Source organism: Streptomyces sp. MGP-P1, from assembly GCF_057766565.1.
The window spans coordinates 371,402-394,080 of the sequence record NZ_JBYMEM010000006.1 but is presented as its reverse complement, the minus strand read 5'-3'; the positions used below and the strand labels follow the sequence as shown (position 1 = coordinate 394,080).

23 protein-coding genes and 5 pseudogenes are annotated in these 22,679 nt (G+C 69.2%); 17 read left to right on the top strand and 11 right to left on the bottom strand.

The window, feature by feature from the left end:
• Positions 1-19 precede the first annotated feature (19 nt).
• Positions 20-1,090, top strand: coding sequence for a LacI family DNA-binding transcriptional regulator (locus AC3CH1_RS17530; RefSeq protein WP_488463801.1), 1,071 nt, complete (start codon positions 20-22; stop codon positions 1,088-1,090).
• Positions 1,091-1,191: 101 nt separating this feature from the next.
• Here AC3CH1_RS17530 and AC3CH1_RS17525 read toward each other — a convergent pair whose 3' ends face one another.
• From AC3CH1_RS17525 to AC3CH1_RS17515, 3 genes are all read right to left on the bottom strand, one after another.
• On the bottom strand, positions 1,192-1,926 hold the full coding sequence (locus AC3CH1_RS17525) for a hypothetical protein (protein WP_488463800.1): 735 nt from the start codon (positions 1,924-1,926) through the stop codon (positions 1,192-1,194).
• Positions 1,916-2,101, bottom strand: coding sequence for a hypothetical protein (locus tag AC3CH1_RS17520; RefSeq protein ID WP_397921713.1), 186 nt, complete (start codon positions 2,099-2,101; stop codon positions 1,916-1,918). The genes AC3CH1_RS17525 and AC3CH1_RS17520 overlap by 11 nt, the downstream gene beginning before the upstream one ends.
• A 296-nt stretch (positions 2,102-2,397) precedes the next feature.
• Positions 2,398-3,423, bottom strand: a complete 1,026-nt coding sequence (locus AC3CH1_RS17515; protein WP_488463799.1) for an acetylxylan esterase — start codon at positions 3,421-3,423, stop codon at positions 2,398-2,400.
• 265 nt (positions 3,424-3,688) lie between these two features.
• On the opposite strand from AC3CH1_RS17515, the gene AC3CH1_RS17510 reads away from it, so the two are divergent.
• The 5 genes from AC3CH1_RS17510 (at position 3,689) to AC3CH1_RS17490 (ending at position 9,993) form a co-directional block, all read left to right on the top strand.
• Positions 3,689-4,933, top strand: a complete 1,245-nt coding sequence (locus AC3CH1_RS17510) for a sugar ABC transporter substrate-binding protein (RefSeq protein WP_488463798.1) — start codon at positions 3,689-3,691, stop codon at positions 4,931-4,933.
• Positions 4,934-4,935: 2 nt separating this feature from the next.
• Positions 4,936-5,907, top strand: coding sequence for a carbohydrate ABC transporter permease (locus AC3CH1_RS17505; RefSeq protein ID WP_488463797.1), 972 nt, complete (start codon positions 4,936-4,938; stop codon positions 5,905-5,907).
• Entirely contained in the window at positions 5,904-6,842 is a 939-nt protein-coding gene (locus AC3CH1_RS17500) for a carbohydrate ABC transporter permease (protein WP_488463796.1), read from the top strand. The genes AC3CH1_RS17505 and AC3CH1_RS17500 overlap by 4 nt, the downstream gene beginning before the upstream one ends.
• 94 nt (positions 6,843-6,936) lie before the next feature.
• The gene (locus AC3CH1_RS17495; RefSeq protein ID WP_488463795.1) at positions 6,937-8,157 is read left to right on the top strand and encodes a glycoside hydrolase family 1 protein; all 1,221 of its coding nucleotides are present in this window, start codon (positions 6,937-6,939) and stop codon (positions 8,155-8,157) included.
• 375 nt (positions 8,158-8,532) lie between these two features.
• A complete protein-coding gene (locus AC3CH1_RS17490) occupies positions 8,533-9,993 on the top strand; it encodes a glucoamylase family protein (RefSeq protein ID WP_488463794.1) in 1,461 nt (486 codons plus the stop codon).
• Positions 9,994-10,065: 72 nt separating this feature from the next.
• Here the strand turns inward: AC3CH1_RS17490 and AC3CH1_RS17485 are convergent.
• Positions 10,066-10,465: pseudogene (locus AC3CH1_RS17485) on the bottom strand (GNAT family N-acetyltransferase); the annotation flags it as partial.
• A gap of 255 nt (positions 10,466-10,720) precedes the next feature.
• Here AC3CH1_RS17485 and AC3CH1_RS17480 point away from each other — a divergent pair.
• The 5 genes and pseudogenes from AC3CH1_RS17480 to AC3CH1_RS17460 all read left to right on the top strand — a co-directional run bounded on the left by AC3CH1_RS17480 (position 10,721) and on the right by AC3CH1_RS17460 (position 14,286).
• Entirely contained in the window at positions 10,721-10,936 is a 216-nt protein-coding gene (locus AC3CH1_RS17480) for a hypothetical protein (RefSeq protein ID WP_488463793.1), read from the top strand.
• A 52-nt stretch (positions 10,937-10,988) separates the two neighbouring features.
• Positions 10,989-11,177 carry a hypothetical protein gene (locus AC3CH1_RS17475; protein WP_488463792.1) on the top strand — a complete coding sequence of 63 codons (189 nt, stop codon included), beginning with the start codon at positions 10,989-10,991 and terminating at the stop codon, positions 11,175-11,177.
• Positions 11,178-11,219: 42 nt separating this feature from the next.
• Positions 11,220-11,848: pseudogene (locus tag AC3CH1_RS17470) on the top strand (IS5 family transposase); the annotation flags it as partial.
• Positions 11,849-11,934: 86 nt separating this feature from the next.
• Entirely contained in the window at positions 11,935-12,660 is a 726-nt protein-coding gene (locus AC3CH1_RS17465; RefSeq protein ID WP_488463791.1) for a terpene synthase family protein, read from the top strand.
• 279 nt (positions 12,661-12,939) lie between these two features.
• Positions 12,940-14,286 (top strand): cytochrome P450, encoded by a 1,347-nt coding sequence (locus AC3CH1_RS17460; protein ID WP_488463790.1) that lies wholly within the window; start codon positions 12,940-12,942, stop codon positions 14,284-14,286.
• Between the two features lie 71 nt (positions 14,287-14,357).
• On the opposite strand, the pseudogene AC3CH1_RS17455 reads toward AC3CH1_RS17460, so the two are convergent.
• The 5 genes and pseudogenes from AC3CH1_RS17455 to AC3CH1_RS17435 form a co-directional block, all read right to left on the bottom strand.
• Positions 14,358-14,546, bottom strand: a pseudogene (locus AC3CH1_RS17455) (transcriptional regulator); the annotation flags it as partial.
• A gap of 72 nt (positions 14,547-14,618) precedes the next feature.
• Positions 14,619-14,987, bottom strand: a complete 369-nt coding sequence (locus AC3CH1_RS17450) for a hypothetical protein (protein WP_488463789.1) — start codon at positions 14,985-14,987, stop codon at positions 14,619-14,621.
• Between the two features lie 22 nt (positions 14,988-15,009).
• Positions 15,010-15,483 carry a hypothetical protein gene (locus AC3CH1_RS17445; protein ID WP_488463788.1) on the bottom strand — a complete coding sequence of 158 codons (474 nt, stop codon included), beginning with the start codon at positions 15,481-15,483 and terminating at the stop codon, positions 15,010-15,012.
• Between the two features lie 4 nt (positions 15,484-15,487).
• Entirely contained in the window at positions 15,488-15,949 is a 462-nt protein-coding gene (locus AC3CH1_RS17440; RefSeq protein WP_488463787.1) for a hypothetical protein, read from the bottom strand.
• Entirely contained in the window at positions 15,946-16,140 is a 195-nt protein-coding gene (locus tag AC3CH1_RS17435; protein WP_488463786.1) for a hypothetical protein, read from the bottom strand. The genes AC3CH1_RS17440 and AC3CH1_RS17435 overlap by 4 nt, the downstream gene beginning before the upstream one ends.
• 178 nt (positions 16,141-16,318) lie before the next feature.
• Here AC3CH1_RS17435 and AC3CH1_RS17430 point away from each other — a divergent pair, with 178 nt between their 5' ends.
• The 5 genes and pseudogenes from AC3CH1_RS17430 to AC3CH1_RS17410 all read left to right on the top strand — a co-directional run.
• The gene (locus AC3CH1_RS17430) at positions 16,319-17,671 is read left to right on the top strand and encodes an NsdA family TPR-like regulatory protein (protein WP_488463785.1); all 1,353 of its coding nucleotides are present in this window, start codon (positions 16,319-16,321) and stop codon (positions 17,669-17,671) included.
• Between the two features lie 136 nt (positions 17,672-17,807).
• Positions 17,808-18,026 (top strand): annotated as a pseudogene (locus AC3CH1_RS17425) (DUF397 domain-containing protein).
• 151 nt (positions 18,027-18,177) lie between these two features.
• Entirely contained in the window at positions 18,178-19,086 is a 909-nt protein-coding gene (locus AC3CH1_RS17420) for an alpha/beta fold hydrolase (protein ID WP_488463784.1), read from the top strand.
• A 47-nt stretch (positions 19,087-19,133) separates the two neighbouring features.
• Complete coding sequence (locus AC3CH1_RS17415) at positions 19,134-20,009, top strand: Vgb family protein (RefSeq protein ID WP_488463783.1); 876 nt, start codon at positions 19,134-19,136, stop codon at positions 20,007-20,009.
• 12 nt (positions 20,010-20,021) lie between these two features.
• A pseudogene (locus AC3CH1_RS17410) lies at positions 20,022-20,207 on the top strand (IS5/IS1182 family transposase); the annotation flags it as partial.
• Here AC3CH1_RS17410 and AC3CH1_RS17405 read toward each other — a convergent pair.
• Together AC3CH1_RS17405 and AC3CH1_RS17400 are read right to left on the bottom strand one after the other, a co-directional pair.
• The gene (locus tag AC3CH1_RS17405; RefSeq protein WP_488463782.1) at positions 20,207-20,656 is read right to left on the bottom strand and encodes a hypothetical protein; all 450 of its coding nucleotides are present in this window, start codon (positions 20,654-20,656) and stop codon (positions 20,207-20,209) included. The pseudogene AC3CH1_RS17410 and the gene AC3CH1_RS17405 overlap by 1 nt on opposite strands.
• Positions 20,649-21,899 carry an MFS transporter gene (locus tag AC3CH1_RS17400; protein WP_488463781.1) on the bottom strand — a complete coding sequence of 417 codons (1,251 nt, stop codon included), beginning with the start codon at positions 21,897-21,899 and terminating at the stop codon, positions 20,649-20,651. The genes AC3CH1_RS17405 and AC3CH1_RS17400 overlap by 8 nt, the downstream gene beginning before the upstream one ends.
• 53 nt (positions 21,900-21,952) lie before the next feature.
• Here AC3CH1_RS17400 and AC3CH1_RS17395 point away from each other — a divergent pair, with 53 nt between their 5' ends.
• The gene (locus tag AC3CH1_RS17395; RefSeq protein ID WP_488463780.1) at positions 21,953-22,324 is read left to right on the top strand and encodes a MerR family transcriptional regulator; all 372 of its coding nucleotides are present in this window, start codon (positions 21,953-21,955) and stop codon (positions 22,322-22,324) included.
• The last annotated feature ends 355 nt before the right edge of the window (positions 22,325-22,679 follow it).

Below are 22,679 nucleotides of genomic sequence, written 5' to 3'. Positions count from 1 at the left end.
GAAGCGGACGGTCGGTCGAGTGAGCGCCCCCACGGTGTACGACGTCGCCGAGCGGTCGGGCGTCTCCATTGCCACGGTCTCCCGGGTCTACCGGAACCCCGATTCCGTACGCGCCCAGACCCGCGAGAAGGTCATGGAGGCGGCCCGCGAGCTGGGGTACGTGCCATCCGGCAGCGCCCGGGGCCTGGCCAGCCGGACGACGGGCGTGCTCGGGCTCTGCTTTCCCGACTTCGCGGACCAGGACGCCGAGATCTCCGCCGCCGCGAGCGACGCGGACGACGACCAGGCCGTCATGCTCTACTCCGACCAGATCATCCGGGGCATGGAGCGGGCGGCCCGGCGGCATGGCTACGCCCTGCTGATCGCCGCCGCGCTGGACGGCGGGCCGGAGAGCCTGGTGGCGAAGATCGCGGGCCGGGTCGACGGGTTCGCCGTACTGGCGCGGACGGTGCCGACCGAGGACCTGGAGGTGATATCGCGCCGGCTGCCCGTCGTGATGCTCTCCGGACCGCGCGAGATCGACCACCTGGACCACATCGTGGTGGCCAACGCCGAGGGCGAGCGCGAACTGACCCGCCACCTCATCGAGGACCACGGGCTGCGCAGGCTGGCGTTCATCGGCGGCGAGGAGAACTCACCGGACGCCGAGGCGCGGTTCCGGGGCTTCCAGGAGGGGTGCCGGGACGCGGGCCTTCCGGTGCCCTCCCGGCCGGAGCTCCGCGCCGGGATGATGACGCAGGCCGAGGGCGCGCGGGCGGCGGGCACCCTGCTGGACCGGTCGGAGGGTACGGGGGTGGAGCGGCCGGAGGCGATGCTGTTCGCCAACGACCAGATGGCGGTCGGCGCACTCCAGGCGCTGGAGCGGCGCGGGGTGCGGGTGCCCGAGGACATCGCCGTGACCGGGTTCGACGGGATTCCGCTGAGCCGGATCGTCCGCCCGCCCCTGACGACCGTCCGGCAGCCGATCCGGCAGCTGGGCGAGCAGGCGGTGGAGCTGCTGGTGCAGCGCCTGGCGGACCCGGGCCGCGCCCCGGTCTCACTGGAGCTGCCGGTCACCGTGACCCGCCGCGCGAGCTGCGGCTGCGGCTGAGCCGGCCGGCGGCGCGCGGGAGGGGCGGGCAGGACGCGCGGACGGGACGGGCGGGCGGGATCGAGCAGGTACTCACCGGCTCCCCACGGCATGCCTATGCGTCAGGGCCAGAACAGCTTGACCTCGTCCGACGCCTGGCGCGCCCCAGGCACCACCGGCTCGACCACTGCGTACCCAAGGCTGCGCAGAACCTGGGCGGCCGAGTCGGGGGCGTCCCTGACTGCCGTCTTCAGCTGCATCAGCCGCCAACTGCGCAGATGTTCGTCGATCACGGCCTTCCAGCCGTCGACCGTGTCGATCGCGAACTCCCGCTTCAGGAAAAGCAGCACGTCCTCCAGCGCCGGGCGCATCCTGTGCCCGCCGACCGGCAGGTGCAACTCCGCCAAGCGCGGAAGCCTGTTGAACCTCTGCTTCGGACGCCCCTTCTCCGCCAGCCGCAGAAGGTAGGCGACCTCATCGCGATGCGCGTGCACCTGCACGTGAGCACCCGGCGGCTCCTTGCTGCGCCGCACGTATTCAAAGCGAAACAACGGGTCGGGGCTCCCGGCGTAGAAGACGTGCACGTCGGCCTGATCGGTGGCCATGAACGTACTGGACCCGTCCCAACAGCAGTAGAACCGGACCATGAGGCTGAGACGCTGCTCCCCACCGATGCTGACCGGGATGCGCTGAAGGACTTCGTCCTCCCGTATCGGCGAGACCCTGATCTTGGAACCCATGTTGATCGCATGAAAACGCGGGGTGTCCTCTCCGAGGACACCCCGCGTCAGGGCAGTCAGTTGGTCAGCGAAATCCGCCGCCGACACGTCGAGGGCCTTGGCCTCTTCAGCAGTCACCTTCGAGAAGGTAGTCGAGACCTTCGATCGTGTGCCACACGTCCAACTCGTTCATGCTGAGGCTGTAGGTGGCAGCGCGTTCCGCGAGCTCGTCGTAGGTCATGTTCACGCTGGCCAACAGGTGCTCACGCTGGGTCTCAAGCTCGCTGCGCGTCCTATGGATCACAGTCGGCATAACTCGCTCCCTGGGTTCGATGGCCTCAGTCAAGCAGGGACCACTGACAGCTGCGCTGTCTCTCTGGGGCAAAGTCACCCACAAGAGCCGAACTTTCCGCAACCCGTGACTCCGGTCGTCCGCGATGTGACGCCGGGGCGCTGCTCGGAGCTGCGGGGCGCTCCGGCAGGCGACTGCGCCGCCATGCCTGGCACGGAGACACGGCCCGGCCCTCGTGGTCGCCGCCCGCGCTGACGGCCGTCACCGGACGACGCACCGGCCCATGAGTCAGCCGGGCCCGCCCGGCGCCCGGGCCCTCAGGCCACCGGATCAGGCCCCGCCGTCAGCCACTCCCCGAAGAACCGCGTCCGGTTCGCGTCCAGCTGTGCCGCCTCGGCCGCCATGCCCCGGTACGCGAAGTGCCCCGCCCTCAGCACCTGGAGTTCACGCTCGCCGGCCAGCGCGTTGTGCACGGCGAACTGGCCCGGCGGCGGCACGGACGGGTCGAACAGCGCGGCCGCGACCAGCGTGGGCAGCGTGAGCCGGGTCGCCGCCGTCGCCGCGTCGAAGTAGGCGAGGACATCCGTGGCCCCGGGGTGCTCGCGGTGGTGCGCCCGGACCGCCTCGCCGCTGCCCGCGCAGGGCAGGGTCAGGCGCAGCGGGTGGTTGCCGAAGGTGGGGACCGTGAGCTGGGCCGCGCCGAAGCGGTCGTCCCAGGGCAGCGCGAGGGCCCCGAGTCCGCCGCCGAAGCTCTCGCCCAGGTAGCCGAGGCGGGGTCCGCCCGGGAGGCCGGCCCCCGCCAACTCCGGGACGAGCGCCGTGAGGGCGGAGGCGGCGCACCACAGGTCGGCCGCGCAGTCACCGATGACGTACGACTCGCGGGAGCCGATGCCGTGCAGGACGTGCGCGTCGGCCAGGTCCGGGATGCCTTCCACCCGGCCCCGCGCCCCCATGCCACGTACGCACGGCAGGATCACGGCGGCCCCGGGCAGCGGCGCCGGAAGGTCGCGGCCGGGCTCCTGGCGGCCGCCGTAGCCGTGCCCGACGACGAATCCGTACCGGACGGGCCCCTCGGCGGGCAGGGCGAGCCAGCCGCCGAGCCGGACGCCGCCCACGGAGGTGTAGGTCACGCCGTGGATCCGGAGGCCGTCGCGCTCCTCCTCGACCGGGCCGAGGACCGGCCGCGCGTCGACGGCGCGGGCTCGCGCGTACCGGCCCCGCCAGAAGGCGTCGAAGTCGTCGGGGGCGGGCGGGGCGGGGACGCCCAGCAGGGCGTCCGGCGCGTCGTACCCGTAGGCCGGGTCGAACGGGAAGCCGTGGGAGAAGGCGACGGATGAGGCCATGCCGCGAGGGTAGACGCCGACCACGCCGACACGGCGCGTGCCCCCGGGCCTCACCCCCTGACGACGAATCGGTCACATCGCCTGTTCTTCCACAAACGGCGCGTTTACGGTTCAACCACAAGGCGCCAGGGTGTCGAGCACGTTGCACGAGTGTGACCCAGCACCCTCTTGCGGATTCCCGAAGGACTGGCGCAGAGTGATGTATGCGCTTACAGGCAGCGCATACATCGTGCAGCATCCGGATTGCTCAAGGAGGAGCCCTCCCATGTCCCGCATCGCCAGAACCGCCCCCGCCGGCATAGCGCTCGCGCTCGCCGTGACCCTTTCCGCCTGCGGCTCCTCCGGCGGCGACGTCGCGGCGGACGAGAAGCAGACGCTCACCGTGTGGGCCATGGGGGCCGAGGGCGAGAAGCTCGCCGACGTGGCCGAGGTCTACGAGAAGGCCAACCCGAACATCACGGTGAAGGTGACCCCGATCGGCTGGGACGTCGCCCACCAGAAGCTCGTCTCGGCAGCGGCGGCCGGCACCCTGCCCGACGTGGCGCAGATGGGCGGCAGTTACCTGGGCGAGTTCGCCGAGCTCGGCGTGCTGGAGCCGGTGGACACCAAGGCCTTCGACAAGAAGGACTTCTTCCCGGCGGGCTGGGAGCAGGGCGAGGTGGACGGCACCGCCTACGGCGTGCCGTGGTACGTCGACACCCGGGTCCTCTACTACCGCACGGACCTGGCCGAGAAGGCGGGCGTGACGAAGGCTCCGACCGACTGGAAGGGCCTGAAGGACCTGGCGACCGCGTACCAGGAGAAGGCCGGCACGAAGTGGGGGCTGTCCATCCAGCCCAGCGGCCTGGACACCGTGCAGAACTTCTACTCCTTCCTGTACTCGGCGGGCGGCGAGATCGTCGACGACAAGGGCGAGGCCGTCGTCGACAGCCCGGAGGCGGTCAAGGCGCTGAAGGAGTACGGCTCGTACTTCGACAAGGGCCTCTCCAACAAGTCCGTGCAGCCCGGCTACGACGTGGTGAAGGACTTCGGCAACGGCCGGGTCCCGATGTTCTTCGGCGGCCCCTGGCACGTGACGCTCCTCAACGAGGGCCAGCCGCAGCTCAAGGGCAAGTGGGCCATCGCCAACGTCCCGGCGGACGCCTCCTCCACCTCCATGGCCGGCGGTTCCTCCCTCGTCGTCTCCAAGGACAGCGAGCGCAAGGCCGCGGCCACCGAGTTCATCAAGTACCTGACCGACACCAAGGGCCAGGCCGACTGGTACGAGCGGACGAAGGACCTGCCCGCCAACACCTCCGCGTGGGAGTCCGGGACGCTCGCCGACGACGCCGACCTCCAGATCTTCAAGAAGCAGATGGACACCGCCAAGTCCTCGCCGTCCCTGGCCAACTGGACCGAGATCACCGACAAGGTGGACCAGGCCATCGCCAAGGTGACACAGGGCAAGGCTTCCGCCGAGGACGCGCTGAAGACCGCGCAGTCCGAGATCGAAGGCCTCGTGAAGCAGTAGCCATGAGCACCACGACCGAGAAGGCCCGAGGGCCCCGGAGGGCCGGGGCCGCACCGTCCCCGGCCACCGGGGGCAGCCGGGGCCGCAAACCGTCGATGGGCGTGCAGAACGCGGCGGGCTGGCTGTTCTCCACCCCGTTCCTCGTCCTGTTCACCGTCTTCATGGCGTTCCCGATCCTCGCCACGCTGGTGATGAGCTTCACGGACTTCGGGCTGCGCAACGTGACGCGCCCGTGGGAAGCGAACTTCATCGGGTTCGAGAACTACGTCAACCTCTTCGGCGACGAGAAGTTCCTCAAGTCCCTCTTCAACACGGGGTACTTCGTCGTCGTCGGCGTGCCGCTGACCATCGGCATCGGGTTGGTCGTCGCCGTCCTGCTGAACAACGGCATCGACCGGGCGCGGACCTTCTTCCGGGTCGGCTTCTACGCCCCGGTGGTCACCACCATCGTCGCGGTGGCCGTCGTCTGGCGGTTCGTCCTCGATCCGAGCGACGGGCTGGTCGCGGGCCTCTTCTCCGAAGTGGGCTGGACGGCACCGGACTTCCTCGGCTCCGAGACGCTGGCGATGCCGTCGCTGATCGTCATGGCGGTCTGGCGGAACGTCGGCACGGTGATGGTGCTGTTCATCGCGGGCCTCCAGGCGATCCCCACCGAGGTGCGGGAGGCCGCGAAGCTCGACGGCGCGAGCGTCTGGCAGGAGTTCCGGGGCATCACGGTCCCGCTCCTGCGTCCGACCCTCCTCTACGCCACCGTGATCACGACGATCGGCTACCTCAACGTGTTCGAGGAACCGTTCGTGATGACCCAGGGCGGCCCGTCCGACTCGACCCTCACGGTCTCGCTGAACATGTACCGCGAAGGGTTCAACTTCTTCCACATGGGCTACGCGAGCGCCATGGCGTACGTCCTCTTCGTGGTGATCATGGGCATCACGGTGCTCCAGCTCCGACTGCTGAAGGACAACACGAAATGAGCGCCACCAGCGGCAACGCGGCGGTCGAGCACCTGAAGAGCGACGCACCGCCGACTCCCCCGAAGAACGACGGCAGGAAGAACAACGGCGGGAAGAAGAACGACGGCGCGAAGCGGAGCGTCTCCCGCCCCCTGGTCTACGTCCTGCTCTCGCTCGGCCTGCTGGTCATGTCGGCGCCCTTCCTCTGGATGGGGCTCTCGGCCTTCAAGACGCAGAGCGAGCTGTCGGCCAGCCCGCCGGTGTGGATCCCCACCGAGTGGACCCTGGAGAACTTCCGGCAGCTTCTCGACAAGCTGGACCTGCCGCTGTACTTCATGAACTCGGTGATCGTGGCGGTCCTGGTGACCGTCTCGAACCTGGTCTTCTGCTCGATGCTCGGCTACGCCCTGGCCAAGCTGAACTTCGTCGGCCGCAACAAGGTCTTCGGCCTGGTGCTCGGCGCGCTCATGGTGCCCGGCAACCTGATGCTGCTGCCGCTGTTCGTGCTGATGAGCAAGCTCCAGCTGATCGACAGCTACGCGGGTCTGGTGCTGCCGTTCGCCGCCGGGGCGTTCGGGGTCTTCCTGATGCGCCAGTTCATGCAGTCGATCCCGGACGAGCTGCTGGAAGCGGCCCGGATGGACGGCGCGAGCGAGTGGTACATCTTCTGGCGGATCGTGATGCCGCTGGTGAAGCCCGCCCTCGCGACCCTGTCGATCTTCACGTTCCTGGGTTCCTGGAACAACTTCGTCTGGCCGCTGATCGCGACCAACGACCCCGACAAGTACACCCTCCCGGTGGCCCTGGCGACCTTCGCCACCGACCCCAACAAGGCCGGCGGCTCCAACGGGATGCTGATGGCCGGGGCCTTCCTGATCGTGCTGCCGGTGCTGGTCGTCTTCATCGCGCTGCAACGGCACTTCACGCAGGGCATCGCCACGGCGGGCATGAAGTAACGCGTCCGCCCGGGCACTTCACGTAACCGGCCGCACCCCACTCCGTGACGGAGCGCGGCCACACCCCTCACCACCACCAGAAAGACATGTCGCGATGACCCACACCCCTGTTTCGGACCAGAAGACCCCCGTCCCGTTCCCCGAGGGCTTCCTCTGGGGCGCGTCCACGGCCGCCCACCAGATCGAGGGCAACAACACGGACTGCGACTGGTGGGTCAAGGAGCACGCCGCCGGCACCCACATCGCGGAGCCGAGCCTGGACGCCTGCGACAGCTACCACCGCTGGCCCGAGGACATGGACCTGCTGGCCTCCCTCGGCTTCACCGACTACCGGTTCTCCATCGAGTGGGCCCGCATCGAGCCGGTCGAAGGCCACTTCTCCCGTGCCCAGCTCGCCCACTACCGGCGGATGGTGGAGGGAGCGATCAAGCGCGGCCTGCGCCCGATGGTGACCCTGCACCACTTCACCGTCCCGCAGTGGTTCGAGGCGCGCGGCGGCTGGACGGCCGAGGGCGCGGTGGAGCTGTTCGCGCGGTACGTGGCGGCCTGCGCCCCCGTCATCGCCGAGGGCGTCAGCCACGTCTGCACGATCAACGAGCCGAACATGATCGCCGTCATGGCGGGCCAGGCCAAGCGCGGCGACAACAGCTTCCCGCCCGCCGGCCTGCCCACCCCCGACGACGAGACGACCGCGGCCGTCATCGCCGCCCACCACGCGGCCGTCAAGGAGGTCCGGGCCCTGGACGCGGGCATCCAGGTCGGCTGGACCATCGCCAACCAGGTCTACCAGGCCCTCCCCGGTGCGGAGGACGTCACCGCCGCCTACCGCCACCCGCGCGAGGACGTCTTCATCGAGGCGGCGCGCGGCGACGACTGGATCGGCGTGCAGTCCTACACCCGTACGCGGATCGGCCCCGACGGACCGATCCCGGCGGCCGACGACGTCGAGCGGACGCTGACGACGTGGGAGTACTACCCGACGGCGGTCGGCGAGGCGCTGCGCCACACGGCCGAGGTGGTGGGCGACGTCCCGCTGATCGTCACGGAGAACGGCATAGCCACGGCCGATGACAGCCGCCGGGTCGACTACTACGCGGGCGCGCTGGACGAGGTCGCCGCCGCGCTGGCCGACGGCATCGACATCCGGGGCTACCTGGCGTGGAGCGCCCTGGACAACTACGAGTGGGGCACGTACAAGGCCACGTTCGGCCTGATCGCCATCGACTGGGAGACCTTCGAGCGCACCCCGCGCGACTCGGCGAAGTGGCTGGGCTCGCTCGGCCGCACCCGCGAACTCCCGCGCACGGCAGCCTGATCCACCCCCGGGGCTGCCCCTCCGTACGGGGAGCCACCTGACGGCTCCCTCGGGTGGGCCGGGGCCGGCGGATCCTGACGACCGCCGGCCCCGGCCCGCCCGGCACCACACCCGCGCACACCCGGCGCGACCTCGCATCCCGCGCACAACCCAGCCCGCCCAGCGCGACCTCACACGCGCCCGCACACCCCCGAAGCCCGGCGCGAGCTCACATCCCCCGAACGCCCGGCGCGAGCTCACACGCGCCCGCACGATCTCGGACGCCCGCACAACCTCGCGTCCCTGGCACTACCCGGCACTACCCCGCACTACCCGCACGGCCGAACACCACGACTTGCCCTTCCCCTCCCCCTTCTGCCACCAGGAGCCGGAACGATGGACCGTCGCACGTTTCTCACCGCCGCAGGGACCGGGGCCGCGGCCCTGTCGCTCGGAGCCGTAACCGCCCCGGCGGCTGTCGCCGCCCCCGCCGACCCACGCCTCCTGAAGACCTGGTTCCGCGACACGTACCGCTCGATCGAGGCGATGACGACCGACTTCGGCCTCGTCACCGACAAGATCGACCTCAGCGGCCCCGGCGCCCCCGCCCAGTCCGCCCAGACCTCGCCGACCAACATCGGCTGCGGCCTGTGGTCGACGGTCGCCGCCGCGGGCCTCGGCGTGATCCGCGAGAGCACGATGATCCGCGCGCTGACCCGTACCGTCGCCGCCGTCGAGAAGCTGGAACGCCACCACGGCTTCTGGCTCAACTGGTACGACGCGCACGACGGTTCGGTGCTCACCCAGTGGCCGGGCACCGGCGACCCGGTGCGCCCGTTCCTGTCCTCCGTCGACAACGCCTGGCTGGTGACGGGCCTGCGGACAGCCGCCGACGCCGCGCCCTCTCTGCGCCCCCGTATCCACCGCATCCTGGCCACGGCGGACTGGTCGTACTTCTACACCCCGTACGACCCGGCCGACCCGGTCGCGGGCCCCGGCCAGCTGCGCGGCGGCGTCTGGACCGACACGGACGAGCCGACCCCGCACCACTACGGTGCGCTCAACACCGAGCCTCGGATGGCCAGTTACCTCGGCATCGCGGACGGCTCCCTCCCCGGCGACCACTACTGGCACCTGCTGCGGACGATGCTGCCGGAGCACGAGCAGGAGCAGAAGCCGGGCGGCGGGTACGTCACGGTCGACGGCGTACGCGTCTGGAACGGGCACTACACCCACCGCGGCCGGAAGGTGATCCCCACCTGGGGCGGTTCGATGTTCGAGGCGCTGATGGTGCCGCTGTTCGTACCGGAGCAGCAGTGGTCGCCGCGCGCGTGGGGCGTGACCCACCACCGTTACGTACGCGGCCAGATCGACCACGGGCTGCGGGAGGCGGAGTACGGCTACTGGGGCTTCTCCCCCTCCAACATCCCGGAGGACGGCTACCAGGAGTACGGGGTCGACGCGCTCGGCATGGCGGTCGACGGCTACGCCTCCAACACCGACCGCACACACACCACGGACGGCCAACCCCTGCCGCCGCCCTCGGCGTTCACCAACGGCGTCGTCACCCCGCACGCCTCCTTCCTGGCCCTGCCGTTCGCGGGCCGGGAGGCGGTGGCCAACCTGCGGGCGTTGGAGCGGGACTTCGGCGCGTACGAGGACGGGCTCGGCTTCCGGGACTCGGTGAACGTGTCCACGGGCCGGGTCAGCGACTTCATGCTCGCCCTGGACCAGGGAATGATCGTCGCGGCCCTCGCCCAGGAACTGCGGCCCGGCCTGCTCCAGCAGCCGTTCCGCACGGGCGGCTTCCGGTCCCGGGTGCGGCCGCTGCTGGAGCGGGAGCGGTTCTCGATCTGAGATTGCGGCGCCGGCCTGTCCTTCGTGAGGAGGGCAGGCCGGACGACGGCAGCCGGCCGAACGAGAGGCGCGCTACCGCGTCACGGGGGCCGGCTGCCGGTGTGCGGGGTCACGAACGATGCGCTGTTCCAGCCGCACCCGGCAGTCCGGCCACTCCGCCGCGGTGATCGAGAAGATCGCGGAGTCCCGCAGCCGGCCGTCCTCGCCCGGAGCCCAGGAGCGGGACCAGTTCCGCAGCACTCCCTCGAACCGGGCGCCCGTCGCTTCGATGGCCGCCCGGGAGCGGCTGTTGCGGGCGTCCGTCTTCAGGTCGACCCGCGCCACGCCCCACTTCTCGAACGCGTGCCGGAACATCAGGTACTTGGCCTCGATGTTCGCCCCGGTGCCCCGAGCCGCAGCGGCGAGCGTACGGGGCCATCCTTCCGGCTGCCGCACGGCCGAGCTGGATGTCGATGTACTCCTCGACCTCCGCGGCGCAGGTGGACCCGGCCTCGGGAAGGGTCCTCGGCGCTACCGCGTACTGGGATCCGCGGCTTCAGCGTGAAACCCATCGTTCGCCCATCCCTGTGCCACCTCAAAGCGCGCCTGCCCGGGCCGGAAGGCCCCGAGCGGCAAAGTCGCAGAGTCGTCGCTTCGTGTCGCGCGACATTCGTGCTGACGGGCCGTCTGCCGGCGGAGTGGGCACGGGATTCACCAGCGAAACCGGGGGCACACGGGGGGAATGAAGATGTCGGAGCCGCACGTCGGATGGACAACGGAGCAGCGCGCCGTCGTCAAGCGGTATGTGCAGTTCGCCGCAGCATTCGCAGTCGCAGGTATCGCCCTTTCTGTTTTCCTGATCGCTTCCGGCAACAGCGGAGGGTGGGGCCTGCTGGCGATCATCGGATGTATTTCCGTCATCGGCTGCTTCTTCATTCAAAGAGGGAAGAATGGGCGCGCTTGACTGTCGACCAAGGTGGCGCGAGAGCGTGAGATGACCAGGAAGGGATGGCCCCGTGACCAACGAGCAGAAGACGATAAGTAAGGTCTTCGGACTCCTGATACTCGCCCTGACCGCGGTCATGGTGATATTAGTCGTGGTCATGCTGGCCCTTGGCGCAAGGTTCGTTCCGGTGATGGCCGCTCCCGCTGTTTTCCTGGTCATCGGAGCGCTGATGTACAGGTCCGGAAGGAAGTCCGCATAAAAGGTCATCTCATTTGGCTGATTGGGTAATCTGGGCGCGTGTTGCACGTGGTCGCAGGTCCCGCCGGTGTTCGGGCCGTCCGGGGCGACGGCGCACCGTCGGTTTGTGGAGTGGAGCCGGTTTCGGGTCTGGGCGAAGCTCTACCGGTTGGTGCTGGACGAGCTCGGTGCGCGTGGCGAGTTGGACTGGTCGCGGTGTGCGGTTGACTCGGTGAACATGCGGGCCCTGAAAAGGGGGATCTGACGCGTCCGAAGCCTGTGGATCGGGGAAAGTACGGGCCGAAGATCCATTTGATCACCGAACGGTCCGGGCTTCCGCTTACGATCGGCATCTCCGGCGCGAATCGCCACGAAAGTCGGGCTCTTGAGCCGCCCGTGCGGGGCATACCTCCCATCCGCTCGCGCCGCGGGCCCCGTCGGCGTCGGCCAGCCAAGCTTCACGCCGACAAGGCTTACGACAGCCGCCACCGGCGCATCACACCCCGCATCGCCCGCATAGGCGTGGAAGACGGGAAACGCCTGGGGCGCCACCGCTGGACCCTTGAGCGAACCATGGCCTGGCTCGCCGGCTGCCGCCTACCCCGCCGCCGCTACGAACGCCAAGCCATCCACTTCCTCGCCTTCGCCAGCATCGCCTGCACCCTCATCTGCTACCGCAGACTCACCAAATGAGATGACCTCCTAGCCCGCCTCGCACCTCACCGAAGCCTCTCCCACCAGCAACGACGGGCAGCACACCTCGACCCGTTCGCATCCGCATGCGCCCCCCGAGAACCATCCGCCTCACCCCCGCCCTCAGGGTGCTGTTCCTAGCGGGCCTTCGTCTGGCCCGCCCCCTGGTTCGCCTGCACAGGACCGTTCAACACGTTCACGCCCTTTTGGTCACCGAGACCTTCCCTTCCTGGGGTGGGACTGGCTCTCCTGAAAGGAAAGGAACCGGCGGGCCGCTGCCCCGCCACTGTCAGGACAGAGACCAGGGAGTGATCATGGATCTCGCAGTCCCTCAGCTCCGCCTCGATCTGCCGTCCAGGCTCCACCCCCACGAAGACCGCGCCCAGCAGCACACCCAGGCGTGGGTACAGGAAGCCGCCTCCCACGTCGGGGCCTGGGTCAACGACCCGTACTCCGCGCCCAAGGAGATCCGCGTCAACGACCTCTGCGACTATGTCGTGGTCCTGACCAGCAAACTCGACGTCTCCTTGCAGGAAGCCGCCGATCTCGTCGCCCAGCGGGTCGACGTCCACGTCTCTCGTCGCCCAGCGGGTCGACGTCCAGGTCGGACGGTTCCTCGCCGCCGAGAGCCGCGCCGAGGCCGCCCTCTACCCCCACCTGCAGCCCGGCGACCGCCAAGCCCTCACCGAAATAGTCGAGGGACTCAAGACCTGGATGACCGGCAACGCCCTCCGGGCAGAGGAAACCGCCCGCTACACCGACCGCGCGCCCCGGCGACCGGCCCCATGCAGCACCTCGCCACACTCATCTGACGACCTCGGCAGCAACCGCGGCACAGGCCCCGTACAGAATCGCCGCCGGCCATGCCCGGCGCCGCCGAGGATGCCCCATGACGGACAGCGGGTCACCGGGCAGTGCCGTTCCACGCCCGCACACGCCAGCCCCAAGCACCCAGGGCGCACCGGGTTGAACCGGCGGGATCGCGGGATCCGCCTCCCCGGATCCGGCACGGCTCCACCCGCAGCAACCGGCCCCGCGCACCCCGCGTCCCCGCTTCATCCACCGCACCGCCGACCGGAGAGTGGACAGCTATGACAACGGACGTTCCGATCAGCCAGGCACCGGGAGCGCTGCCTCTCCTCGGCCACCTCCTGCCACTGGTACGCGACCCCCTGAAATTCCTCACCTCACTGCCCGCCCACGGAGACCTGGTCCACATCCGAATCGGCCCCATGAAGGCCCTTCTGGTCTGCGACCCGGGCTTGACCCGCCACGTCCTGGTCAACGACCGCACCTTCGACAAAGGCGGCCCGGCATTCGACCAGGGCAGGGAAGTCCTGGGCAACGGCCTGCCCCTCTGCCCCCATACCGACCACCGCCGCCAGCGACGGCTGGTCCAGCCCGCCTTCCACCCTGCCCGCCTGCCCGCGTACGCCCGCCTGATGACCGAACAGACCGACACCATCACCCGCTCGTGGACCGACGGCCAGACCATCGACGCCTATACCGAGATGCAGAACATCGTCGCCCGGGGCCTGGTGGCGACCATGTTCGCCGACACCCTCAACCCCACCGCTATCACCGAGGTACTGGAGGACCTCGGCGCCATCACGGACGGCATCTTCAGGCGCATGGTCACACCACCGCGCCTGAACACGCTCCCCGCCCCCGGCAACCGCCGCTACTACCAGGCCCGATCCCGCCTGCGCCAGACCATGGCCCGCGCCACCGCAGACCGCCGCTCCGCCGCCACCGGCCACGACGACCTGCTGTCCGTACTCCTCGGCAGCCCCGATTCCCCCGAAGACGGCCAGGACCAGAACCTCTCCGACGCCGAGATCATCGACCAGCTGATGGCCTTCTTCTTCGCCGGCATCGAGACCGCGGCCGCCACCCTGGCATGGTCACTACACGCACTGGCCCAGCATCCCCACATCGAAGAACAGCTCCACGCCGAGGCCGACAGCGTTCTCGCCGGCGCCGCAGCCACACTCGACGACGTGCCCAGGCTGGAATACACACGCCGCGTCCTCATGGAATCCCTGCGACGCTATCCGCCGGCCTGGCTCGTCAGCCGCACCACCACCACCGACACCCACCTCGGCTCGCACCCCGTCCGCGCCGGCACGGCCGTCTTCTTCAGCCCCTATCTCATCCACCACCGAACCGACCAGTACGACAACCCCGAGCAATTCGACCCCGACCGGTGGAGCAGCTCCCGCCACCTCAACCCACCGGACGGCTCCTTCATCCCGTTCGGCGGAGGCGCCCGCAAGTGCATCGGCGACCAGTTCGGCATCACCGAAGCCGTCATCATCCTGGCCACGATCGCCGCACGATGGCGCCTGGAACCCCTGCCCGGCCGCCCCGTCCGCCCCGCCCTGGCCCTCACACTCAGCCCGCAACGGCTGCACATGCGCCTCAGGCCCCGCACATAGCACCGCCCGGTTCCCGAACCCTGCACACCCCGCGTCGGTTTCACTCAGCCCACAGAGGACGAAGGCCCACCCGCCTGGGCGGACGGCACGTCGTCCACCTCGACCCGGCTGCGCTGCACGGCACGCAGCACTGCTTCGGTGTGCTCACGTTTCTGGATCAGGCCCGGCACGAGCCAGGAGGAGTACGAACGGAAGCGGCGAGGGCGCTCGTACAGCGGCAGCCGCGCTTCCTGCGTCTGTTTGAGCCCGGCTTTCTCCATCTGCCTCCAGCCGATCCACGTTCCGTCGGCTTTCACCGGTTTGTTGATCACGGAGAAGGGGGGGGGCGGCCTTCACTCTGCGGGCTCCCCCGGGCGCTCCCCCGCGAGGACCGCGTCCACCGCCGCGAGCGTCGGATCGACGATGTTCCAGTCATGGGCGGAGCGGTGGCCGGCGAACAGCCCGCACGCGTCCTCGCCCCGTGGGTCGATCGCGCCGCACCAGGCCAGCTCCGACAGAGTCGCCCGCTCGCCACGCCAACGGGCCCAGACGGCCGTGCGGTTCGCGTCGTCGTCCCACAGCGCCATCGCGTGGTCGCCGTCGTGGTCGTCGGCCGGCTCGCAGAGGAGGTACCCGGCCTCCGGGCGGCTGCCGCCGGGAGCGGCGAGCCGGATCAGGAACTCCGGGGGCGGCAGCAGGGCCACGGCAGTGCACTGGTTCACGGGGTGGAACCTCCGGTCGCCGTCACGGCGCGTCGGTGTCGGGAACATCGGGGGCATCGGGCGCGCCGGGAGCGTCGTCCCCGGAGACGAGTCGCCGGACCTCGCTGTGGACGTGTTCGGCGATGAGGTCGCCGAGCGGGTCGGTCACGGAGAAGGAGTGCGGCCCGGGGTGGTGGTCGAAGTACGCGCACGTGGTGACCGTGCGGGTCGCCAGCTCGCGGAGCACGGCGGGGCAGAGCCGCAGCGTGTCGAGTCGGTGGACGCGGTGCGCGCCGGTCCCCGACCAGAGGAGCCACAGGTCCCGGTCGTCCGGCACGTCGGCCGTCCACAGGTGCGCGGCGTGCTCGGCCGTCTCGTCGTGGGCGGCCAGCTCACAGAGCAGGAAGTCGTCCTGGTCGAGGACATCGGGCGGGTACACGGGCCCGCCCTCCATCGTGGCGAGCGCCAGCAGAGCTTCGGCGTAGGGGACTTGGGTCACGGCGGTGCATTGCAGCACGGGGTCAGACCCCTTCCGTACGGGGCGGGCACGGGCCGTTCACCGAGGCTGCCGCCGACGCCCAGCCGCACAGATCCACCGGCCACCGGCCGAGGGTGACGCGCAGCCCCACGAAGGGGTCGACCACGGTGAGCAGGGCGGGAAGTCCGGATTCCAGCGCGCTCATGGCGTGGTCCTGGCTGCCGTGGTCGTCCGCCCACGCCCGGAGCGCCTCGGGGGCGTCGGAACCGTGGAAGGTGACCGGCCGGACGTCTCTGGCGCCGAGCCACCGGGCGGCCGGGGCCGGATCGCGCCCGCGCCCGTCCGCCAGCCGCAGGGCCTGCCGCCGGAGCCAGCGCAGAACGAGCCGGCGGTTCGGCAGGGCGACTCCGCCGAGCGGGAGAGCCCGGCCGCCGACCGTCACCGCGACGGCCGCGACGTAGTCCAGATTCCTCTCGCGGCCCGGGGCCGAAAGCGCCGCCCTCACAGCACTTCGCCCCGGCTGCGGGCGTTGAGCCGCGCGGTGCGGGCCCGTAGCTGCTCCATGAGCAACGCGGGTCGTACGTAACGCGGTTCGACCTCCCACTCGCGTCCACCGGCGACGGGCCGGAGGGACCAGTACGGACCGGCGACGCCCCGGAACTCCGCAACACCGTCGCCACGGCTTATGTCCACCATGAACGCACCCACGGCAGGCAGTAACGGATCCCTATCCACCTGACCCTCTTTCCATATCGTGATCGCACGGCCACTCCAGGTAACCGTGCGAGCGCGCTTGGCGGTAGTGTTGAGAAGCGAGCAAGGATTAAGAGCGTTAAGCGCTTGGCGTCGTCGCGCAGGGGGAGTTGACGGGGACTTGGGTACTGGCGAGCCGAACACAAGCCTTGACCGACTGTTCCGCGAGACAGGGTGGACGCTCAGACAATGCGCGCAAGCGGTCAACCTAATCGGAACCGAGCACGGAACTCCTCAGCGGTACCGCGCTCCTTCCGTACACCAGTGGTTGAACGGGGGTGTTCCGCGCGAGAATGCCCGGGCACTCATCCTGGAAGCCTTCGCTCGTAAGCTCGGGCGGCCCGTCACCTCGTCTGAGGCCGGCTTCCCCGTCCCGGATCCCGAGCGGCGAACGGAGGTAGCTCCGGTCAGTACGGTGGACGGGGTCCTTGACCTCGGAAGACTGGACATGGATCCTTCCCGGCGCAGCGTGCTGGGAGTTGCCCTGTTCTCGGTAGCTCTCACCGTGCCGGACTGGCCAGACGTGGTGGGCCGAATGGAGGCCGCCCAGCTAGGCGTTCGATCGCGCCTCGGTATGTCAGACGTACACACGGTGACCGCAATGACCGAGCAACTCTCGTCTATGGACGACCAGTTCGGCGGGCGCACCGCGAGGCCGCTCGCAGCCACGTTCCTCGTGAACACGGTTGCGCCCTTTCTCCGGACAAGCGGGCCCGAGGATGTGCGCAGGGCGATGATGTCGGCAGCGTCGGACCTCTGTTACCTCACGGGATACATGGCGGTCGACGAGGGACTTCACGGCCTCGCGCAGCACTACTACCTCAAGGCCCTGGAGCTCGCCGGAGCATCCGAGGATCATCTGACGTTCTGCACCACTCTCCGTGGAATGAGCGTGCAAGCGGTGGATCTGCGACAAGGGCCAGTGGCCATGCGTCTCGCCGATGCCGCTGCGGCATCGTCTCCTCAGGCCGGCCCCCGTATGCGCGCCTTTCTCGCGGGTCAGCAGGCGCATGCTGCGGCACAGATCGGTGATCGTCGCTCTGCTCTCATGTATTTGCAGGAAGCCGAGGGCGCGATGGACAAGGCAGAGGCACGCGGGAAGGTTTTTGGCTCCTACGCTCCGGCCTCCTTGAGCTATCACACCAGCCAGGTGCGGTTCGAAATGGGCGACGTTCGCGGTGCTGTCACGGCCATGGAGGAATCGGACCGTCTGCGGTACGGCATCTACCGTCGTACGCGCGTCAAGGAGCGGGCCATCCTCGCCGAGCGCCAACTGGCGACGGGGCATCTGGAAGCGGCCTGCAAGACGTGGGGGCTGGCGCTGGAGGACTATCCGCTGGTGAATTCGGGCCGCATCGACCAGCGCATGGTGAACATGTTCCGTCTCATCGCTCCCCACCTCAAGAACCACGAAGCCCAGGCTCTTTACCAGCGTGCCCGGGGCACCGTCCGCCCCGAACTAGTCCCGGCGTGAGGGCGTCGGCGAGGAGGCGACTACGGCCTGAACTCACTGTGGCGCCAAGTCCAGTGACGCATATGGTCGGTTCAGGCGTCTCTCTGTCGCAGACAGATACGGTGGACATGATCCACCAGCATCGAAAGGGCACCCCGTGACGACCGAATCCACGACCCCGCAGTGGTTCAAGTCCTCCTAAAGTGACAACGGCGGCACCTGCGTTGAGTGGGCCCCGCGCACCGCGTCCGCCACCGGCACCGTTCCCGTACGCGACTCGAAGAACTCGGGCGGTCCCGCCCTCGGCGTCCACGCCGCCGCGTTCGCCGCCTCCGTGGCGGGCGTCAAGGCCGGGGACTTCGACACCACCGCCTGACCGCCGCCGCTGCCATCACTCCGGCTACGCCCCACCGTGCCCGCACGGTGGGGCGTCCCGCTGCACGGGCAGGCAACCTGTCCCGCCCCGCACCGAACTCCTGCCGGAAAAGCGGTTGCGCTCGTTGGCTTCCGGTAGGAAGGGTGCGGTGATGATCGGAACGGAGATCGAACTCCCCGTCGTGGACGGCGTCCTCTCGGGTGTGGACTTCGGCGGCGACGGTGAGGGGGTGCTGCTCGTCCACGGCAGCGGACAGAACGCCGCCGCCTGGGCCGATGTGGCGACCCGTCTGGTGAGCGCGTGTCACCCGGTCGCCGTCGACCTGCGCGGCCACGGGCAGACCCGGCTCGACTCGACCGGACCCGAGCAGTACTGGCGAGACCTCGGTGGCGTCGTCACCGCGCTGGGCTGGGACCACCCCGTGCTGGTGGGCCATTCCACCGGCGGGTACGCCGTAACGGCCGCCGCTGCCAGTGGCCTCGTGCAACCGGCCGCCCTCTGCATCGTGGACGGCGTGGTGCTCGATGACCGTAACGCGTCGCTCGCCGAGCATGCCGCCGCGCGGACCACCGAGGCGGCGGACCGTCTGCGGGCGATGTTCCGCTACGGCTGGGAAGCGGACGACGACCAGATGCACGCCTATGTCGAGCAGTGCGCGCGGGAGGCCGGAGGGGACTGGCTCAACGCCGGAGCACGGCACGAACTCGTCGAGAAGGTCACGCGGCGCTCCTTCCTGCGCCGCGGCCACCGGTGGGTACGGCGACCGGCCTTCGAGGAGATCGCGGCCGTCACCGCCGTGGAGCGCGACGCGGAAGTCTTCCCGAGCATCGAGGTGTACGACCGCCTCACCTGTCCGACGACGATCGCGCTGGCCGAGGATGGCTTCTACGCCTCGCGGCGCGACGAAGTGCGTGCCGTCGTCGACGCCGTCCCCGGCCGCCGGCTGACCGACATCAGCTCGAACCACAACATCCCCATGACCCGGCCCGCCGACCTCGCCGCGATCATTCTCGACCTGCTGCCGGACCACGCTGCGGCATCGGTCGGGAACGCCGATTGATCCCCGCCCCATCCCCACCCCACCCCACCCCCCTCCAAGGAGTTGTCGTGGTCGTAAGCGAGATGTCCGTGGCAGACAAGGGCGCTGGTCCGTACGGCATCACGACCGGACCTGACGGCGCACTGTGGCTGACCTTCGCGCACAGCGGCCGCGTCGCACGCCTCACCCTCGACGGCGAGCTCGACGAATACCCGCTGGAACCGCCCGCGTGTCGCCCTACGATCATCGCCCCCGGACCCGACGGAGCACTGTGGTTCACTCGCTCCCTGGACCACCGGATCGGCCGGATCACCGTCGACGGTGACACGGACTCCTTCCCCGTGCCCACGCCCGACAGCGGCCCCTTCGGGATCACCGCCGGTCCGGACGGTGCGATGTGGTTCACGGAGATGAACACCGATCGGATCGGCCGCATCACCAGCACGGGAGAGATCACCGAGTTCACCCTTTCCGGTACGGGCGCCTATCCCTCGGCGATCACCGCAGGCCCTGATGGGGCCCTGTGGTTCACCCTCAACCAGGCGAACGCGATCGGCCGCATCACTGTCCACGGAGACATCGTCATCCACCCGCTCCCCACCCCGGGCGCCGCGCCCGTGGGTATCACCAGCGACGGCACCGCCTTGTGGTTCGTCGAGATCGCGGCGGGCCAGATCGGCAGGATCTCGGTGGACGGCGCGGTCGAGGAGTTCCCGCTCCCCGACCGCACAGCCAAACCCCACGCCATCGTCGCGGCCTCCACCGGAGACTGCTGGTTCACCGAATGGGGGGCCAACGGCATCGGCCACATCACCGGTAGCGGCAAGATCACCGAGTACACCCTGCCGTCACCGTCGTCCGAGCCGCACGGCATCGCCCTGGGTCCCGACGGCGCTCTGTGGGCGGCCCTCGAAACGGGAGGGGTCGCGCGGCTTGAACCGTAGCCGTAGCCCTAGGTGTATGCAGACGCCGATGCCGAGGGTCGGATCGACTGGAGCATGGTCAGCGTCGATTCCACGACCTGCCGCGCTCATCAGCACGCGGCTGGCGCCTCCACGCGCGCCCCGAAAATCGCTGGTCGGCGGATGAACCCGGCGCGTCACCGTCTCGATGAGGCCCTGGGACGCTCGCGAGGCGGGCTCTAAAACTCCCGAGCCGTCGCCACGCGCTTCGACAAACGGGCATACGTCTTCCACGGGACGGTCAGCGTGGCCGCGATCCGTCTATGGCTCCGACCGCAGTGAAACGCCTCGTGAGAGTCTGTCGGCACCTGGGGAGCGGTGCGCGAAATGGTGACTTCCACCAGTCGGCCCTCGTGGAACATCCATAGCCCGAAGCAGTCGTCGTCCTGGTCGCGAAGCAGAACTCGCACCGAATGCGGGTGCGGCCACGGCAGCGACTCCAGATGCTTGAGCAGGCCCTTGCGGGCATGCGCTTTCTCCAACTCCAGGGCCCACCCGAACTCGTAGCCCCAGTGCCCCGCTATCGGGACGAAGCGGCCTTGCCATGTGCGTTCCGGGTCGTCCTGGGTCAGCGGTTTCATCACTTCGTACGCCTGCGCGCCGTTCTCGGGTGCCTGATGGTCACGCATCCGGTGCGGAGGTGGTCTCGTATGCGAATGCGCGGCTGGTGAATCCGTGTCGACGTGTGCCGATGACGATAGCGAGCGTGGGGAGCAGGAGCGCGAGTGTGATCCAGCCCAGGGAGGGGGGTCCCAGCACGTTGAGGGTGATACCGCCGATGATCCCGCCTGCGGCGATCCCGATGTTCCAGCATGTGGTGAGGAGTGCTTGTGCGACGTCGCCTGCCGCACCCGCGGCGTCAGCGACCGCGGTTTGCAGCAGAGTTGAGGCACCGCCGTACGCGAGTCCCCACAGGGCTGCACTGGCGTACACGAGAGCGGGGGTACCGGAGAAAACACTCAGGATGAGAGCGGCTGTTGCCAGAAGCGTGCAGGCGAGAATCATGAGCGTGCGCAGGTGCCGGTCGATGAGTACGCCGGTGAGCCAGATGCTCACGAGGGAAACCAGACCGAAGGTGAGTAGCACCGAATCGACCTGACCTGCCATGCCGAGCGGGGCCAGGAATGGGGCGATGTAGGTGAAGAGGATGTTGTGCGCGAACACGAACGTCAACGTCACGACGAGGATCGGGGCGACCCCGGGTAGGCGGAACGTGTGGAGCAGCGGCAGTCGTGCGCCCTTGGATTGGCCGGGGAAGTTCGGAACGCTGGCGATCACCCATACAAACAGGGCGAGAGTCACCAGCGTGATGATCCCGAACGCGAATCGCCATTCGACGGCCTTGGCGAGGAACGCTGCTGCGGGGACCCCGACGGACAGGGCAACGGTCCCGCCCCCCATGGCGATGGCCATGGCCTTGCCGCGCTGGTGCGCGGGAACCATCCGCCGGGCGTATCCGGCAAGGAGCGCCCAGAGCATGCCGCCGACGATGCCGCCGAGGAACCGCGCGGCCAGGGTGAGCACGAAACTGTCCGAGAAGGCGGTGACAGTGTTGGCGATCGCGAACCCCGAGATGGCGAACAGCAGCAGGTGCTTGCGTCGCCAGCCGATCGTAGCTCTCGTCAGAGGGACCGCCGCGAGAATCGCCCCGATCGCGAAGACCGTGACGCTCTGCCCCGCAGCCGCCTCACTCACTCCCAGGTCGCGGCTCATCTGCGACAGCATCCCGGCGGGCATCGTCTCGGTCAGGAGCGTGATGAACCCCGTGGCAGCCAGCGCCAGCAGACCCGCGATGGGGAACCGCGTCCCAGCGGCCGGAGGAGGTGGTGACGTATCCGTTCGTGTCATATCGTCATCATCAATGTGTGACATTAATGTGAGGGTCAAGTGCGGTTGCATCGCAGCCCGGACGCGAGGGGTGAGGGATGCGGATCGGGGAGCTTTCTGAGCGCACGGACACGCCGGTTCGGATGCTCCGTTACTACGAGGAACAAGAGTTGATCGAGTCCGAACGGCTCCCCAACGGGTACCGGCACTACGAGGAGTACGTTGTCGATCGGGTGCGCCAGGTCCGGGGCTTGCTCGATGTCGGCCTGCCGACACGGATCATCAAGCAGATCCTTCCTTGCTTGGACAGTCCGCAGGCGATACATCTGCCGTACGTCACCCCAGACATGATTGCGACACTCGAACGCGAACGTGACCGGATGGCAGAGAAGATCGAATGCCTCACGAAGAACCACCGAGCCATCGACGACTATCTCCACGCCGTGAGCCACGAGATCCGAGCTTCCTGATGAGGCGCCCCGGTACGTCTGCTGACCGGCGGCGCCTGGCAGCGTCGGAGCGGGACGGTGCGAAGTGACGGCCTGGGATCGGGCCTGATCTGCCGTTACGCGAACTGGAGTGCTTTGCGGTGCTCACAGTCGAGTTGCATTGCCCGCTCCGGCCGGGCCGGTGAGGACGAGCCGGGCGGGGCGGGGCCGGGGACGCGGTAGTAGGCCAGCATGTCCGGCAGCGACCCATCGGACAGGCCCAAGGCCCTGTCGTCGAACTCCCGTCTGCCCCGGGACGAAGGACCTCCCGACGTCTCCCGACCCCCCGGGTCGGCCGGTTCCCCGGCCGGCCGGCTGACGGCGCTCCCCCACCACC

What these genes read in the sequence shown, in the direction of transcription:
- AC3CH1_RS17520 (WP_397921713.1), bottom strand. Translation starts at nt 2,101, where the DNA reads ATGCCGACTGTGATCCATAGGACGCGCAGCGAGCTTGAGACCCAGCGT.
- AC3CH1_RS17515 (WP_488463799.1), bottom strand. Translation starts at nt 3,423, where the DNA reads ATGGCCTCATCCGTCGCCTTCTCCCACGGCTTCCCGTTCGACCCGGCC.
- AC3CH1_RS17510 (WP_488463798.1), top strand. Translation starts at nt 3,689, where the DNA reads ATGTCCCGCATCGCCAGAACCGCCCCCGCCGGCATAGCGCTCGCGCTC.
- AC3CH1_RS17505 (WP_488463797.1), top strand. Translation starts at nt 4,936, where the DNA reads ATGAGCACCACGACCGAGAAGGCCCGAGGGCCCCGGAGGGCCGGGGCC.
- AC3CH1_RS17500 (WP_488463796.1), top strand. Translation starts at nt 5,904, where the DNA reads ATGAGCGCCACCAGCGGCAACGCGGCGGTCGAGCACCTGAAGAGCGAC.
- AC3CH1_RS17495 (WP_488463795.1), top strand. Translation starts at nt 6,937, where the DNA reads ATGACCCACACCCCTGTTTCGGACCAGAAGACCCCCGTCCCGTTCCCC.
- AC3CH1_RS17490 (WP_488463794.1), top strand. Translation starts at nt 8,533, where the DNA reads ATGGACCGTCGCACGTTTCTCACCGCCGCAGGGACCGGGGCCGCGGCC.
- AC3CH1_RS17480 (WP_488463793.1), top strand. Translation starts at nt 10,721, where the DNA reads ATGTCGGAGCCGCACGTCGGATGGACAACGGAGCAGCGCGCCGTCGTC.
- AC3CH1_RS17465 (WP_488463791.1), top strand. Translation starts at nt 11,935, where the DNA reads ATGCGCCCCCCGAGAACCATCCGCCTCACCCCCGCCCTCAGGGTGCTG.
- AC3CH1_RS17460 (WP_488463790.1), top strand. Translation starts at nt 12,940, where the DNA reads ATGACAACGGACGTTCCGATCAGCCAGGCACCGGGAGCGCTGCCTCTC.
- AC3CH1_RS17435 (WP_488463786.1), bottom strand. Translation starts at nt 16,140, where the DNA reads ATGGTGGACATAAGCCGTGGCGACGGTGTTGCGGAGTTCCGGGGCGTC.
- AC3CH1_RS17420 (WP_488463784.1), top strand. Translation starts at nt 18,178, where the DNA reads ATGATCGGAACGGAGATCGAACTCCCCGTCGTGGACGGCGTCCTCTCG.
- AC3CH1_RS17405 (WP_488463782.1), bottom strand. Translation starts at nt 20,656, where the DNA reads ATGCGTGACCATCAGGCACCCGAGAACGGCGCGCAGGCGTACGAAGTG.
- AC3CH1_RS17400 (WP_488463781.1), bottom strand. Translation starts at nt 21,899, where the DNA reads ATGTCACACATTGATGATGACGATATGACACGAACGGATACGTCACCA.
- AC3CH1_RS17395 (WP_488463780.1), top strand. Translation starts at nt 21,953, where the DNA reads ATGCGGATCGGGGAGCTTTCTGAGCGCACGGACACGCCGGTTCGGATG.